Here is a 13,687-nt window from a genome sequence, read left to right on the forward strand (position 1 = left end):
CCGGGGTTTCGCTGCGAAACCACCGCCGCCTGCGGAAGCAAAAAACCCCGGCCCAAACGGACCGGGGTTTCGCAGCGAAACCTGACAGGCGCTCCCTGCCCGTTCAGCCGTTTTCCAGCAGATGGCGCACATTGTCCATGACCGCGTCGACCAGCTCTGCGGTGACTTCGGCGCCGGAAAAGCGGATGGCATAGCCCGCGGGGCCGAACTCCCGTTCGATGGTGATGCCATTGGCAACCTGGGTCCTGCGGCTGCGCTCCACCTTCTGCCCGGTCTTCGGGCGGCCGCCGCGGCTGAGGTCCTGCGGTGCTCCTTCGCTGTCTTCGATGACCGGCAGCACGGCCTCCCATTCCTCGACCGCAGACCGCCCCGCGGCTTGCTCCAGCGCGGCCCGGAGCCGGTCCGCCCCGCCGCACCGCAACGCAGACGCCAGGCGCAGGCACTGCCGCTCGTTGAGGCCGGTGGCATGGGACAGCATGTCGCCAAGCTCTTCATGGATCAGCGCAAAGGAACGGATCTTGGAGCGTTTGGCTTTAGAGGCGTTCTGAAACAGCACCGCCACGGCTTCGTCAACGGTCGGGAACACACCATCATGCACCGCCGACGCCGCCGCCCGGCCGCGCTCATACTGGCTGAGGCCGGAGCGGATTTCGTTCTCCTCGATCATCGCCACCATTGCATTGGCAATTGTTCCCGGCGCGCGGATGAAAGCCGGGATCGTTCGGAACCGCTCGCCGCTGAGCGCATTCAGCCGCCGCAAAGCCGTCAGGCGGCGATAGCCCGAAACCAGGGCGTATTTGCCCGCCTCCTCGGGATTGAGCGGCTCGAACACCTCAATCGGCAGGCGCAGCCCGTTCACCGAGATCGAGGTCATCAGCTCTTGAAGCTCTTCCTCGTCCATCACGATCCGGTCGCGGTTCAAGGCGTCGGCGGTGATCTCCTCAAGCGGGATTTCCACGGCGACCAGGCCTTTTCCCTCGGCGTCGCGCAGGCGTTCGGCGTCGGCCTTGTCGCGGGCAATGGACTCGCGGTCGGCCTGGGGCAGGGGGCTGGCGTGCTGGGCGGCGTCCGCCACCACATCAGCAATTGGCGGCCGCAGGCCGGGGCTGCGGGCCAGATCCCGGTCGATACCGGCCTCAATCTCCTTCAGCGCCTCGGGCGAGGGGGTCTCAAGCTGTCTGCGGCGTGCCATCTGCTCTGTCCTCTTCGTAGGTTTGCTCTGCCTGCTCCATCTGCTGATCGCGCCACCAGCTACCGATCAGAAGCTCCTTGAATTCCGCATAGGTGCGGTCGAAGACTTCACGCCCGCGCACATAGGTCTCGCGGTTGAAGTTGCGGTAATCGGCCTCGTAGATGCCGGAGACGCTTTCGCCGGCCTGGCCGACCATGGCGGTGTAATCCTGCCGGTAGGCGTTCATCATGTCGCCGAAATAGGCCTGGATCACATTGGCCAGATCCGCCTGCTGACTGGCGTCGAAGCGGGTGATCAGGGCGCGCACAACGTCCCATTCGAACTTCATCTCCGGCAGCCCGGCACGGCGGCGGGCGGCGTTTTCGCCGTCCTCGATCGAGGCAAAGGTGGAGTAAAGCATGTCGAAGAAACGGCCGGTGGAGTCAAACTCCAGGAAGGAGGCGCCAAGCGGCACCATCAGGATATCGGCGGCGGCGAGCGCGTTGATCGTCAGATAGCCAAGGGCAGGGGGGGTATCGAGCAGGATGATGTCGTAGTCATCCAGCGCGCCGCCCTGATCCAGCGAATTTGTCAGCGCGTCCCACAGCGCCCAATTCCTGAGGCCCATGCGCCAGACCGGAATCTGGAACTCGGCCCAGTAGAGATTGAGCTGCGCGCCAATCAGGTCGATGTTGGGCCAATGGGTCTCCTGAACTACGTTTCGCAGCGAAACCTCTTTGGCCTCGGTTAGAGTCTCATCAAGGGGAATAGAGTCTAATCCGGAGGCTTCGCGCACCTTATTCTCGGCTTCTACCGCCTCGGCGTAGTCGCGGGCGAGGAGCGGGAAAACGGTTTGCCATTCGTCGGCAACCTTGCCGCCGAGGATCGAGGTCATAGAGCCCTGGCTGTCGAGGTCAACCACCAGAACCTTGTAGCCGTCGAGCGCGGCTGACATCGCCAGATGCGCTGCGGTGGAGGTCTTGCCGACGCCGCCCTTGAAGTTGGCAACCGCAACCACTTTGGCGGGCAGGCCTTCGGGGCGGTAGGGGCGGTATTCCTTGGTGCTGATGCCTTCTTCTGCGAAATGGTCGCGCAGCTTCAGGACCTCCTCCAGCGTGAACCATTTCGAGCCGCTGGCGCCTTCGCCCTGCGGCAGTTCCGGGTTCTTGTTCAGCACCCGGCGCAGGTGGGCGGGGGCCACCGGGATAAGGTAGCGGCAAACCTCCCAGGTGGAGAAACTGCGCAGGCGTTTCCGGCCGTCCGGCGCATAGCCGCGTTTGGCCAGGTCGTCACGGCCGCGGCCCGCGAAGGCAGCAGCCTTGGCGAATCTGGCGGTGTCGACGAGTTCGCCCAGCTTAGCTGCGGCTGCCTCGGGATCCAGGTTGAAATAGGGGGGCAGGGGGGTGTCAGGTTTCTTTGCCATGTGCCGTGTGCCTCGGGTAGATCGCCTGTTTGACGTGTTATCCCGGTTTTTGTCGCACATCATGGGGCAAGAGTGAATCATTATCTGGCAGCGCATCTGATTTCCGCTGCCGTCCGTATCCCGCGGAATATATGACTCTTTTCCCCAATTCTTACTATGGCACAAACAGGTTGAAATGTTGTGAATCTTTGATTCAGTTTAGAATCTTTGGGTCTGTAATATTAAACAATACCAGTATGTTAAATGACTTTCGGTACCTGCTTCCGGTATCAAAGGGACCCGTTTACAGGGGCATAGGTACCTGTCTGCGGGAGCAAGGGTTCCGATTCGCAGGAGCATGGGTACCCGCGGCCCGGGATCGTCAAAACAGGCCATTTCTGGCGGCAGAATACGCGAAAAACAGCAGATTTCAGCCCGGATCGGTCCCCGGCGCCGGGCCTGAACGTGAAAGGTACCCGTTTGCAGGACTGGGTTCTCCTGTATTTGGGTCCCCAAAGCAGGATTGAGCCCGGGTGCCTTTTCCGTCATAGTGGCGGCAGAGCAGTCCCCGGAGAGTCGCAAAGGCCGGAGCGGGGCAGGAGGGCAGGGCGATGGACGCCGACAACATCCCGCACAACAAGCTGTCAGGCCCGCTGCGCCGGGGCTCGGTGAAGAAGAATGTCGCGGCCATTCATGTCTCGGGCAAGCTGACGCTGCTGCAGCGCAAGCTGTCGAATGTGCTGCTGCTCAATGCCTATGACTCGCTGATCACCAAACCCAAGCACCAGATCGACGCCCAGACCCTATGCATGATGGTGGGCTACAACTCCAATGATATGGAGACGCTGAAACAGTCGCTGCGCTCGCTGGCGGAGACGGTGGCGGAGTGGGATATGCTGGATGAGCAGGGTCGGCAGGAATGGGGCGTGAGCTCGCTGCTGTCTTATGCCAAGCTGGCGGGCGGGGTGTGCGAATATGCCTACTCTCCGGCGCTGGCCGAGAAGCTGCACGACCCCAAGGTCTTTGCGCTGATCAATCTGAACATCCAGCGGCGGTTCACCAGCGGCCATGCGCTGGCGCTTTATGAGAACTGCTACCGGTTCGTGCGCACAGGGTCGACCGGCTGGTGGCCGATTGATCTGTTCCGCCGCCTGATGGGGGTGGATGGCAGCGCTTATTACGAGAGCTTCAAGCATCTCAATGCCAAGATCATCAAGCCGGCGGTTGCGGAGGTGAACAAGACCTCAAACATCCTGCTGACGCCTGAGTTCAAGAAGATGGGGCGGCAGGTGGCCGAGGTGCGGTTCCTGATCAAGGAGAACCCGCAGCTGGCGATGCTGGACATCGACGACGGTGCCGGGGTGCGGCAGGGCGCGGTCTACGGCCAGCTGATGGCGCTGGGGGTGAGCGACCGGCTGGCGCGGCAGTGGATTGCCGAGCATGGCGAGGAGTATGTGGCCGAGAAGGTTGGCTATCTGAAGGGGCGCAAGGGGGTGGACAGCCCGGTGCGTTACCTGAGTGCAGCGCTGCGGGACGATTACAAGGACGCGCCGGCGGACACGGTGAAAGAGGTGCCGCCAGAAGTGCTGGCCGCTGCGGAGGCGCGCAAGGCGGCGGAAGCGGAGGCCGCACGGGCCGAGGCGGCGGCGGATCAGGCCAAGGCGCGCGAGCGGTCTTTGCGGGCGCAGAAGCTGGAGCGGATCCGGGAGCTGGCGGCGGGGCGCTCGCCCACCCAGCGGGATGCGGACAAGCGGCTGTTCCTGAGCCGCCTGGAGGACGAGATCGACCGCGAAGAATTCCGCAACCGCGGCTGGGGCGCGGCGCTGCTGGCCGGTGAGATGGCGGAGTTCTGGGAAGAGCTGATCCCCGGCGCGCTGGAGGATCTGGCCGGGTAGGGCGCCTGTTTGCCCGGGGGGGACTGAACCCGCACCGGCAGCGCTGTGCGGCTGCTTGCAGCCGGGGAGGCGGGTTATGCCCGCCTGAACGTGCGCCGGATGAACCCGAAGCCGCTGCGCAGGCGCCTGCGGAGGAGCCGCCCGATATCCGCAACCGGCTGCAGGTAGAGAACCTTCAGGCTGTCTGCTGAGCTGCGTTCCGATGCATCCAGGCCGAAGGTCAGCTCCTGATCGGTCTCGGACAGGTGCAGGGAGTTGAACAGCCAGTCCCAGACCGCCAGCGCCGCGCCAAAGTTCTTGTCGAAATGGCGCTCGGCCACCGAATGGTGCAGCTGGTGCTGGGCAGGTGAGATCAGGATGTGCTCCAGCCAGGGCCAGTAGCGGATGCTGATGTGGGAATGGCGCAGGTTGGATCCAGTGACATGGAAGAGGAACACCAGCACGTTGACCCCGACCACCGTGTAAAGGCTCACCGCATCGCCGAACAGGTAATAGAACACCGGGATCACCGTTCCCTGCGCGGCAACCCCGCGCAGGGTATACAGCACCCCTTCCAGCGGGTGCACCCGGTAGACGGTGACCGGGGTCAGCGTGGTGGCAGAGTGATGCACCTTGTGCAGTGCCCACAGCAGCGGAAAGCGGTGCATCCAGCGGTGCACCAGGTATTTCGAGAAGTCATCCGCCACAAACAGCGCTGCGGTGAACAATGCCACCACCATTCCTTGGCTCAGACCGCTGAAATGGGCGGGCACCAGGAAATCCTGCCCGTGCAGGAAGAAATAGATAGCGGTGGCGATGGCCACCTGGCTAAGCAGCAGCGGTGAGATCAGGAAGGTGAACAGCCGGTTGATCACAAAGATCTTGCAGTCCGCCAGCGACGATTTGGACAGCAGCACTTTGCGGTCGAACACCCGCGCCAGCGCCGCCCGCAGCGGGGTTTTGCGGATGCAGACCAGCCAGGTGAGCGCAATCAGGACGGACAGGGCCAGATAGCCGAAGAACACCCGTTTCTTCGGATTGGCAAAATCCGCGAACACCGCGGCGATCTGGTCAAACAGGTCCACGCTGATGCCTCAAGCAGAGAGGGCCGGGCGGCGCCTGGGGACGCCGCCCGGACAGGGATTAGTCGGTCTCGGCACCGCCGTCGCCGCTCAGGCTGTCGACCAGGCCGGCCAGCTCGGCGGTCTGGTCATTGGCGCGCGCTTCGATGCCAAAGCTGTTCGCCAGCAGCTCCTGCACCCGCAGCATGTGCAGCTGGTAGCTGTTCCAGGACATTTTGCGGTTCTTTTCAAAGTTGCCGTCCGCATCCAGGCCGCTGACAAAGGTGCCGTCCAGGGTCACCGGGCCGTAGCCGATCAGCCGGTTCAGGTGCACCGCGGTTTTGCCCAGGTTGTTCTTGCCGCTCTGCAGCGCCATGGCAAAGCCCTTCAGCTCGCCCCAGTGCTTGACATATTTGCGGTAGGCCTTGGCGCGGGCGGCATCATCCGCTGCTTCGGTGAGGGCGCTGATGTCTTTGTAGACGGAACCTGCGTATTTGAAGGTCGCCTCAGCCAGTACCATTTCCCAGTTGTCGGCGATGGTCTTGGCATAGCCCTGCAGCTCAGCCCGCTGTGCGTCGGTCAGGTTCTCGCCCGCAGCCGAAGCAATCAGCGACCGACCGTCGATGAACGCCTGGGTAATGGTCTGCATATAGGCGGTTTTGCCGGACTTGTCGGCGCCTGCGGCGTAGTAGGCGGGGCCAAAGACATATTCGGTCTTCAGGTCGATCACGCCGTCGCCATTGGCATCGGCCGCAGCGAGATCCTTCATCTTGGCAACGTTATAGTTATCCTCGGCGCTCAGCGTCAGGCTGTGCGCTGCGGCACCGAAGTAGCCGAAGGCCTCGTCCCAGACGTGCTCTTTGCCGGTGTAATAGGCGCCGTCCTTGTAGGCTTCGCCGTTCGGCTTGGTGCCTGCGCCCAGCTTCTCGTCCAGGTAGTTGTCGACCGCCTGGCTGAACGGCATCGCGCCCATGGTGAATTTGGAGATCAGCTGTGCGTAATCATAGCCGTTTGCCGCGTCAAAGCCGCCGTCGGCCTTGGCCGCCTGCGCGATCATGTGCAGCACAACTTCTTTGCCGGTCATATCGCCGGGCCAGGCCGGCATGGCGCCGTCATAGAATTTGCCCGCGATGTTCTTGCCGCTGGACAGCTCGTTCACAGTGGTCTGCTTGATCGGGAAACCGTCCTTGGAGACCGGCGCGATGATCGGCAGATCCTTGTCCGAACCGTTGAAATAGCTCAGCATCTGGGCTTCCAGTTCGGCTGCGTTGGCGCCGCCGTTGCCCTTGCCTGCCAGTTTCTTCAGGCTGTCGTGCAGCACATGGCGCGCCACCTGGCCGGAATAGGCAACCGAGTTGGCTTTTTCGCCGCCGTAGCCTTTTACGGTCACCGGGAACGGGCCGTAAGTGTCCGCTGCAAATGCGGTGCCCGCAGTCAGCGCTGCCGCCACGATGCAAGTCGTCAGCTTGAGTGAGTTCATCGTCAGTTCACCTTCCTCGCAAAGGTCTTGAGTATTTTTCTCAAGATTAAATTCCCGAGCGAAAAAGTCATATTTCTGCCGGTGATGTCAACAGAAAAGATTGCACCGTGCGCGACGGGGCTGCGGCGGCGCATCAGATGCGGCCGGCCGGATGTCCGGACCGGCAAAAAATGGTCTGGATTCAGCGTGTTTTAAAGGCTGCGGCCAGGCCGGCCGCAGCCTCCGGCGGCTCAGTCCGCGTCTTCCATCTTGGTGGCATTGAGCTGGGCATAATGCTCGGCGCCGATGGATGCATGCAGATCCAGCTGGGTTTCGAGGAAGTCGATATGGCCTTCCTCATCCGCCATCAGCTGCTCAAACAGGCCCATGGACACATAGTCGCCTGCTGCTTTGCAGACATCCCGCGCTTCCTTGTAGAGCGCCCGTGCGTCCTGTTCGGCGGCCAGGTCGCATTCCAGCGTTTCCTTGGGGGTTTGCCCGATCCGCAGCGGATCCAGCTTTTGCAGGTTGGGATGGCCTTCCAGCATGATGATCCGCTCGATCAGCTTGTCCGCGTGTTCCATCTCCTCGATGGATTCCTCGCGGCTTTTCTTGGCCATGCTGCCAAGGCCCCAATCCTCCTGCAGCCGGTAGTGCAGCCAGTACTGGCTCACCGCTGTCAATTCATGCTTGAGCGCCTTGTTCAGATATTCGAGAACCTTTTTGTCACCTTTCATGGAATGTCTCCTCCGCTGCCTTGCAATGCATCTACGGTTGCTGAGAGCACCTAAGGCGTTAAGTGTGGCGCGATCGGAAAATTTCCAGAAATGCCCTGACCTGGGCGGCAGGTCCGGGAGGGCAGGCCAGGACGGCCTGCCGTCTTAGCGGTGCAAAGAACTTTCAAGCCTGGCGGCCCGGCGGGTCCAGTTCGGCGGCAAATTCAGCCAGCAGGGCGTTGAATTCCGAAGCCCGTTCAATGTTGACCAGGTGGCCGGTTCCGGGGAACCGGTGCCATACGGCTTGGGGCAAAATCTCTTGCAGGAAAGCATTTGTCTCGCCCACCAGGTAGTAATCCTCGTCTCCGGTGACCAGCAGCACCGGCTTGTCCAAGGCCTTGAGCCGGGCCTGATCCTCAAACAGCGACCGCCGGTTCCAATGCACGGTCGACAGCACATGAACGGCGCCCTCGGGCGATTGGCCGCGCAGGTTTGCGGCATAGATGGCCCAGTTTTCGGGGTCGTTTTTCTGAAAGCTCTGATAGGCGGGGTCGTCCTCAAGAACAGCGACCGCGCCGTCACCGCCGCGCTCTTCGCGCAGTTTGGCTTCGTGGCCGACCCATTCCTGCCGGTAGCGGATCCGCTCCTGGCCGTCGCGGGGGCCGGAGCTGTTGCCGACAAGGGTCACGCTGGCAACCCTGCTGGGGTGGTTCAGCGCGAAATCGAGGCTGGTGAAGCTGCCCATGGAGGTTCCGGCCACGTGGGCCTGGTCAAGCCCGAGATGGTCCATCAGGGCCAGTAGGTCACCGGTCGAATAGGATTGCCCGTACTGGCTGCGGTCCTGCGGAACCGCGGAAGGCAGAAAGCCGCGGGCGCTATAGGTGATGCAGCGGAAAGACCGGCTCAGCTCTGCCACCTGCAGGTGCCAGCTGCGGTAGTCGCCGCCGAATTCGTGCACAAAGACAATGGGGGCGCCGCTCCCGGTCTCCTCGTAGTAGATCGAAATGCCGTCTGCGGTTTGAAATTCGGGCATGTGCTGTGTCCTGAGTTGGCCGTTAGGTTGTTTCTGCGGTCAGCGCGTCGATGGCAGCCGGGGCGTAGCCCAGTTCGGCCAGAATCTCGCGGGTGTGCTGGCCCAGTTCGGGGGGCGGGCTTTCCTGCTGGCCGCGGTCGGCGATGGGGTTGCGGGCAAACTGCATGGTCCGCCCGGCCGTTCCGGCTTTGACGGTGGAGAAGGCCGCGTATTCCTCGGCAATGGGGCTGTCGGCGATGGTCTGGATGGTCTCAACCACCGAACAGGGGATGGCGTTGTCGATCAGGATCTCTGTCCAATAGGCAGAAGGGTGCTGTTTCAGGTGCGCGCCCAGCACCTCGTCCAATGCGTCGCGGTTGGCCAGCCGCGCCTCATCGCCCTGGAACCGCGGGTCGTCCAGCAGTCCGGTATAGCCGATGGCCTCGCAGAACCGCGGCCAGTCCTTGTCACTGCCGAGGCCGATGACAATGTCCCGGTCGGCGGTGGGGTAGGGCTCGAACGGTGCCATCGACGGGTGCCGCGAGCCGATCGGGCCGGGCACGATGCCTGCGTTGAGGTAACGGGCAAAGGCGTTTTCCAGGCAGACCCACTGGCAGGCCAGCATGGAGACATCCAGATGGCTGGTTTCGCCTGCGCCCTTGGCGTCACGTTCGTAGAGCCGCTGCATAATGCCGATGGTGGTGAACAGGGCGGCGGCGATATCGCCCACGGAGAAGCCGACGCGGGTCGGGTCGCCGTCCAGCTCGCCGTTGATGCTCATCATGCCGCTCATCGCCTGCACCACGATGTCATATGCGGGGCGGTGCGACAGGCTGCCGGTTTGGCCAAAGCCGCTGATGGAGGCGGAGATCAGCCGCGGATTGATCCGCTTGAGGTCGGCGTCGCTGCAGCCCAGCCGGTCGCGCACGCCGGGGCGCATGTTCTCGACAAAGACGTCCGAGGTGGCGAGCAGCTTGTGCAGGGCCTCTTTGCCCGCCTCGGTTTTCAGATCCAGTTTCACCGACCGTTTGCTGCGGTTCAGCGAGGCGAAATAGAGGCTGATGCCGTCCTCGAACGGCGGCGTGGTGCGGGCCAGGTCGCCGTTCGGGTTTTCCACCTTGATCACATCGGCGCCGAGGCTGGCGAGCAGCCAGGTGCAGAACGGGCCGGACAGGACCGAGGTCATATCAACAACGCGGATGCCTTTCATGATGCAGCTCCCCTCAGCATGGATTTGAGTGTTTTCAGATGTGCGCCATCGGCGGCCAGTGCTGTGGCGCAAAGGCTGCGGCAAGTGTCTTCCAAAGCCTCCCGCGGTGCCAGCCGGTCCGCCAGTCCCCAGGCGGCGGCGTCTTCCGCGCTCACCGTATCGCCGCCAAGCAGAATTGCGGCGCTGCAGCCGGGGCCGGTCAGCGCCTTCAGTTTATCAACGTCGTATTGCCCGGGCAGCACGTTGTTTTTGAGCACGGGGTAGGAGAACCGCGCTTCGGGCACGCAGACGCGGATGTCGCACCCCAGCGCCAGGGTCAGCCCGCCGCCGATGCAGGGGCCGTTGATGGCCGCCACCGTCAGCACCGGAACAGCGCGCAGTGCTGCGGCCATTTCGTCCCAGGGATCGGGGCCGAATTGCGCGTCGTAAAGCGTGTTCAGGTCCGCGCCGGCGCAAAACACCCGTTCGCCCGCGCCTGTTATGACAACTGCCCGCAAATCGTCGTCGCTGGCCGCAGTGCGGAAGATGTCCCGCAGCGCGCGCAGCATCTCCGTGGTCAGCGAGTTGGCCTTGTCCGGCCGGTTGATGGTGACGGTCAGGCAGGCATCCTCGCGCCGGGTCAGGATCAGGCTGTCTGAACTCATGACCGGAACTCCGGCACCGTGCGCTCCAGCATCCGGATCAGCGACGGCCATTGCACATCGCCGTGCGGGCCGTTTTCCGGCGCGCCCCAGTCGTGCAGGGCGGCCATGGCATCCTCGGTGATGGTGATGGGCTTGTCAGTGGCGCCCAGAATGTCGACCTGAATTTTGCAGGCCATCTCGAGGTAGTAGTGGTAGGTGAAGGCCTCCGCCGCAGTGCGCCCGGCGACCAGCAGCCCGTGGTTCTGCAGCAGCATGGCGAAATTGCTGCCCAGGTCGCGGGCCAGCAGCGCGCCTTCATCCTCGACCGCGGTGGAGTCCTGATAGGGATGGCTGGACAGGGTGCCGAGCACAAATCCGGCGTGCTGGGACAGCGGCAGCAGGCCTTGGGGCATTGCTGAGACCGCCACACCGGCGCGGGTGTGGCTGTGGATCACGTAGTTCACATCGGGGCGCGCATTCAGAATGCCGGAATGGATGATATGGCCGGCCAGATTGATGACCTTGCCGCTGCCGGGCTGGTCATCCACCGCTTCACCTTCGAAAGACATGCGGGTGAGGTTTGATGCGGTGATCTCGTCGAACATCAGGTCGTGCGAGTTCAGCAGGTAGTGCCCCGGGTCCTGCGGCAGGCGGGCCGAGATATGGGTCGAGGTGAGGTCGGTCCAGCCAAAGTGGTGCGACAGCCGGTAGAGCGCGGCCAGCTCCTGGCGGATCTGGGTGGCGGAGTCAGATGAGGGGGTCAGCATTCCGGTTCTCCCAAAGCGTCGCGGTAGAGATTGTGGAAATGGCGCAGGCCCACTTCGCTCATGGCGCCGCAGCCGTCGCCGATGACGTAAGGGCCGGGTTCAAAGGCTCGGCTTTGCATGCCTTTCTGGATCTTGGAGACCACCACTTCGTCCTCGGCGCCGGTGGTTTCGCGGTGCTTGACCATCAGGGCGCGGACCTCGTCGTCGGACACCGTGCCGCTTGCGAACCAGCGGTAGCGGTAGATGGTGCGGTTCCAGGCGACCGGCAGCCATTGGCGGATGGTGAAATAGCCGCCCGGGTAGCAGCACATCGACACATTGGGCCAGATCCAATAGGCGCCGTAGTCGCCTGCGCGGGGGCTGGCCTCCAGGTCATAGTCGTACTGCTTTTCGTTTTTCGTCTGCGCCTTGCCGTCGTGCCAGATGGTCATGCCCTTCGGCACGGTGGTGTAGCCTTCCATGTCCAGCACGCCATGGGTCAGCGAGGAGGCATGCACCGTCGGGCAGTGGTAGCATTCGTTGTAGTTCTCGACCGAAAGCTTCCAGTTGGACTGGTGCTCAATCTCGGTCTCGCAGACAAACCGCAGCTGGGTCGGGTCGGGGTGGAAGCTCAGCAGGTTGTCCCGGTATTCCTCCAGCGCGGGCGCCATCGGCGCGGCGTCCTCATCCAGATTGACAAAGATAAAGCCGCAGAATTCCTCGACCCGGATGGTGCGCAGATTGATCTGATCGCAGGTCAGCCCATCACTTTCGACCGACCCGGGCGCGCGGCGCAAGCGACCGTTAATCTCGTAGGTCCAGGCATGATAGGGGCAGACCAGCACCCGCTTGCCCTTGCCTTCTCCCTCAACAATCGGATGACCGCGGTGGCGGCAGATGTTGTAATAGGCCTTGATGCCGCCATCCGGCGCCCGGATGACAAAGACATCCTCGTCGACAATGGTGAAGGTTTTGAAATCGCCGGGCTCTGCGATCTCGGACACATGGCAGACGCATTGCCAGCTGCGGAAAAAGATCTTTTCCTTGTCGGTCTCAAAGCAATCCGGCTCAACGTAGTAGCGCGCGGAAAGCGGGGTGTCGCGTGACATGGGCTGTGCCTCTCAGACAGGTTTCAGGGTGTGGGCTGGGCGCGCGTATGGGCGGCAGTTTCGCAGGTGCAGGAAACAAGGGCTTCGCAGCACCGGGGATGGGTTTCCTGCACGGCCCCTCGGTGGAGAAGTTCGCGAAACAGACGCTGGCCAGCTTCCCGCCCCTGGTTTCGCTGAAGGCCATATTGGCGCAGAGCTGGCCGTTCTGCGCCCCATGCGCGGGCAAATTGCGATGGGCCGGTGAAACGCGTTCTCCTAAAGGCCTTTGTCAGGGTGATCCGGGACAATTCCATCGGGCTGGCCTCTCTGCGTGCTCTGGAATGAGCCGCAGTTTGGCTTGCTCTAAACGTGTTGCATAGATATATAATTTTTGCACCTAGGGTAACTTGAAATTGGTCTGATGATGCCGGAGCCTTTGCCTTCCATACCGCTGACGGCGGTGCGGGCCTTTGCCGCCGCGGCACGGTTCGAAAATTTCAAACGCGCCGCGGCCGAGCTTGGCGTCACGCCCACCGCCGTCAGTTCCCAGGTCAAATCGCTGGAGGCCTACCTTGGCTGCAGGCTGTTTGACCGCAACGCCCAATCGGTCACGCTGAGTGACGCAGGACGGCAGTTTTCCGAGGCCTGCGATGCTGTTTTTGCACGGCTCGACAAGGCGGTGCAGGATGTGCGCCAAACCGCCAGCCGCACTTCGATCACGGTGGGGGTCGGCGCGCTGATCGGCTCGCAGTGGCTGTCCAGGCGGCTGTTCAGTTTTTGGCAGCGGTTTCCGGAAACCGGGCTGCATCTGCAGTACTCGCCCGGCGGGGTCGAGTTCTCGGACGGCCAGACGGACATGATGATGGCCTGGGGCGACGGGCGCTGGCCAGGACTGGTGTCGGAGCCGCTGCTGCGTTTCAAAACTTCGCCGGTGATCGGCCCGGCGCTGCTGGCGGGCGGTCCGACCCCGGCCCGGCCGGCGGGTCTGCTGAACCTGCCGCTGCTGCATTGGAAGGATCAGCACGACTGGCTGGAGTGGTTCGGCGCCATGGGGGTGGAAACCGGCGGCCGCCTGCCGGGCGTGGTCATCGACGATTCCAGCGTGCTGCTCAGAGCGGTGCTGTCCGGCCAGGGGGTGTCGCTGGGGCTGCTTCCCCTCATCGAAAGCGAGCTGCAATCCGGGCAGCTTATCCGGCCGTTCAGCGGCGATTTCACCCCGTCGCGGTCCTATCACCTTGTCTATCCGCCGGATGCCATGGACCAGCCGCAGCTGAAAGCGTTCCGGGATTGGATTGTTGAGGAGGCCGGGGTGCATCAGCCATAGG

General features: G+C 63.0%; 12 protein-coding genes. 2 read left to right on the top strand and 10 right to left on the bottom strand.

The window, feature by feature from the left end; genetic code table 11:
* Positions 1-103: 103 nt before the first annotated feature.
* Together RA19_RS17020 and RA19_RS17025 are read right to left on the bottom strand one after the other, a co-directional pair.
* Entirely contained in the window at positions 104-1,192 is a 1,089-nt protein-coding gene (locus RA19_RS17020; protein ID WP_039164772.1) for a ParB/RepB/Spo0J family partition protein, read from the bottom strand.
* The gene (locus RA19_RS17025; RefSeq protein ID WP_039164775.1) at positions 1,170-2,594 is read right to left on the bottom strand and encodes an AAA family ATPase; all 1,425 of its coding nucleotides are present in this window, start codon (positions 2,592-2,594) and stop codon (positions 1,170-1,172) included. The genes RA19_RS17020 and RA19_RS17025 overlap by 23 nt, the downstream gene beginning before the upstream one ends.
* A gap of 590 nt (positions 2,595-3,184) precedes the next feature.
* On the opposite strand from RA19_RS17025, the gene RA19_RS17030 reads away from it, so the two are divergent.
* Positions 3,185-4,468, top strand: coding sequence for a replication initiation protein (locus tag RA19_RS17030; RefSeq protein WP_039164777.1), 1,284 nt, complete (start codon positions 3,185-3,187; stop codon positions 4,466-4,468).
* A 74-nt stretch (positions 4,469-4,542) separates the two neighbouring features.
* On the opposite strand, the gene RA19_RS17035 is transcribed toward RA19_RS17030, so the two are convergent.
* From RA19_RS17035 to RA19_RS17070, 8 genes are all read right to left on the bottom strand, one after another.
* Positions 4,543-5,532, bottom strand: a complete 990-nt coding sequence (locus RA19_RS17035; RefSeq protein ID WP_039164779.1) for a sterol desaturase family protein — start codon at positions 5,530-5,532, stop codon at positions 4,543-4,545.
* A gap of 58 nt (positions 5,533-5,590) precedes the next feature.
* Positions 5,591-6,988 carry a DUF4856 domain-containing protein gene (locus tag RA19_RS17040; protein ID WP_039164781.1) on the bottom strand — a complete coding sequence of 466 codons (1,398 nt, stop codon included), beginning with the start codon at positions 6,986-6,988 and terminating at the stop codon, positions 5,591-5,593.
* Positions 6,989-7,218: 230 nt separating this feature from the next.
* A complete protein-coding gene (bfr, locus tag RA19_RS17045; protein ID WP_039164783.1) occupies positions 7,219-7,704 on the bottom strand; it encodes a bacterioferritin in 486 nt (161 codons plus the stop codon).
* Between the two features lie 163 nt (positions 7,705-7,867).
* Positions 7,868-8,716 carry an alpha/beta fold hydrolase gene (locus tag RA19_RS17050; RefSeq protein ID WP_052261857.1) on the bottom strand — a complete coding sequence of 283 codons (849 nt, stop codon included), beginning with the start codon at positions 8,714-8,716 and terminating at the stop codon, positions 7,868-7,870.
* 22 nt (positions 8,717-8,738) lie between these two features.
* Positions 8,739-9,905, bottom strand: a complete 1,167-nt coding sequence (locus RA19_RS17055) for a CaiB/BaiF CoA transferase family protein (RefSeq protein ID WP_039164785.1) — start codon at positions 9,903-9,905, stop codon at positions 8,739-8,741.
* Entirely contained in the window at positions 9,902-10,549 is a 648-nt protein-coding gene (locus tag RA19_RS17060) for an enoyl-CoA hydratase/isomerase family protein (protein ID WP_052261858.1), read from the bottom strand. Before RA19_RS17060 ends, RA19_RS17055 begins: the two co-directional genes overlap by 4 nt.
* Complete coding sequence (locus tag RA19_RS17065) at positions 10,546-11,295, bottom strand: class II aldolase/adducin family protein (RefSeq protein ID WP_039164786.1); 750 nt, start codon at positions 11,293-11,295, stop codon at positions 10,546-10,548. Before RA19_RS17065 ends, RA19_RS17060 begins: the two co-directional genes overlap by 4 nt.
* Positions 11,289-12,383: an aromatic ring-hydroxylating oxygenase subunit alpha gene (locus RA19_RS17070; protein WP_052261859.1), complete on the bottom strand. Its 1,095-nt coding sequence runs from the start codon at positions 12,381-12,383 to the stop codon at positions 11,289-11,291. The genes RA19_RS17065 and RA19_RS17070 overlap by 7 nt, the downstream gene beginning before the upstream one ends.
* A gap of 403 nt (positions 12,384-12,786) precedes the next feature.
* On the opposite strand from RA19_RS17070, the gene RA19_RS17075 reads away from it, so the two are divergent.
* On the top strand, positions 12,787-13,686 hold the full coding sequence (locus RA19_RS17075) for a LysR substrate-binding domain-containing protein (protein ID WP_193748290.1): 900 nt from the start codon (positions 12,787-12,789) through the stop codon (positions 13,684-13,686).
* The last annotated feature ends 1 nt before the right edge of the window (position 13,687 follow it).

The sequence above is a fragment of the Leisingera sp. ANG-M1 genome (assembly GCF_000813745.1).
Classification (GTDB): Bacteria; Pseudomonadota; Alphaproteobacteria; order Rhodobacterales; family Rhodobacteraceae; genus Leisingera.

Excerpts from the sequence above, each read along its gene's own strand:
- RA19_RS17020 (WP_039164772.1), bottom strand. The coding sequence starts at position 1,192 with ATGGCACGCCGCAGACAGCTTGAGACCCCCTCGCCCGAGGCGCTGAAG.
- RA19_RS17025 (WP_039164775.1), bottom strand. The coding sequence starts at position 2,594 with ATGGCAAAGAAACCTGACACCCCCCTGCCCCCCTATTTCAACCTGGAT.
- RA19_RS17030 (WP_039164777.1), top strand. The coding sequence starts at position 3,185 with ATGGACGCCGACAACATCCCGCACAACAAGCTGTCAGGCCCGCTGCGC.
- RA19_RS17040 (WP_039164781.1), bottom strand. The coding sequence starts at position 6,988 with ATGAACTCACTCAAGCTGACGACTTGCATCGTGGCGGCAGCGCTGACT.
- bfr (WP_039164783.1), bottom strand. The coding sequence starts at position 7,704 with ATGAAAGGTGACAAAAAGGTTCTCGAATATCTGAACAAGGCGCTCAAG.
- RA19_RS17050 (WP_052261857.1), bottom strand. The coding sequence starts at position 8,716 with ATGCCCGAATTTCAAACCGCAGACGGCATTTCGATCTACTACGAGGAG.
- RA19_RS17055 (WP_039164785.1), bottom strand. The coding sequence starts at position 9,905 with ATGAAAGGCATCCGCGTTGTTGATATGACCTCGGTCCTGTCCGGCCCG.
- RA19_RS17060 (WP_052261858.1), bottom strand. The coding sequence starts at position 10,549 with ATGAGTTCAGACAGCCTGATCCTGACCCGGCGCGAGGATGCCTGCCTG.
- RA19_RS17065 (WP_039164786.1), bottom strand. The coding sequence starts at position 11,295 with ATGCTGACCCCCTCATCTGACTCCGCCACCCAGATCCGCCAGGAGCTG.
- RA19_RS17070 (WP_052261859.1), bottom strand. The coding sequence starts at position 12,383 with ATGTCACGCGACACCCCGCTTTCCGCGCGCTACTACGTTGAGCCGGAT.
- RA19_RS17075 (WP_193748290.1), top strand. The coding sequence starts at position 12,787 with ATGCCGGAGCCTTTGCCTTCCATACCGCTGACGGCGGTGCGGGCCTTT.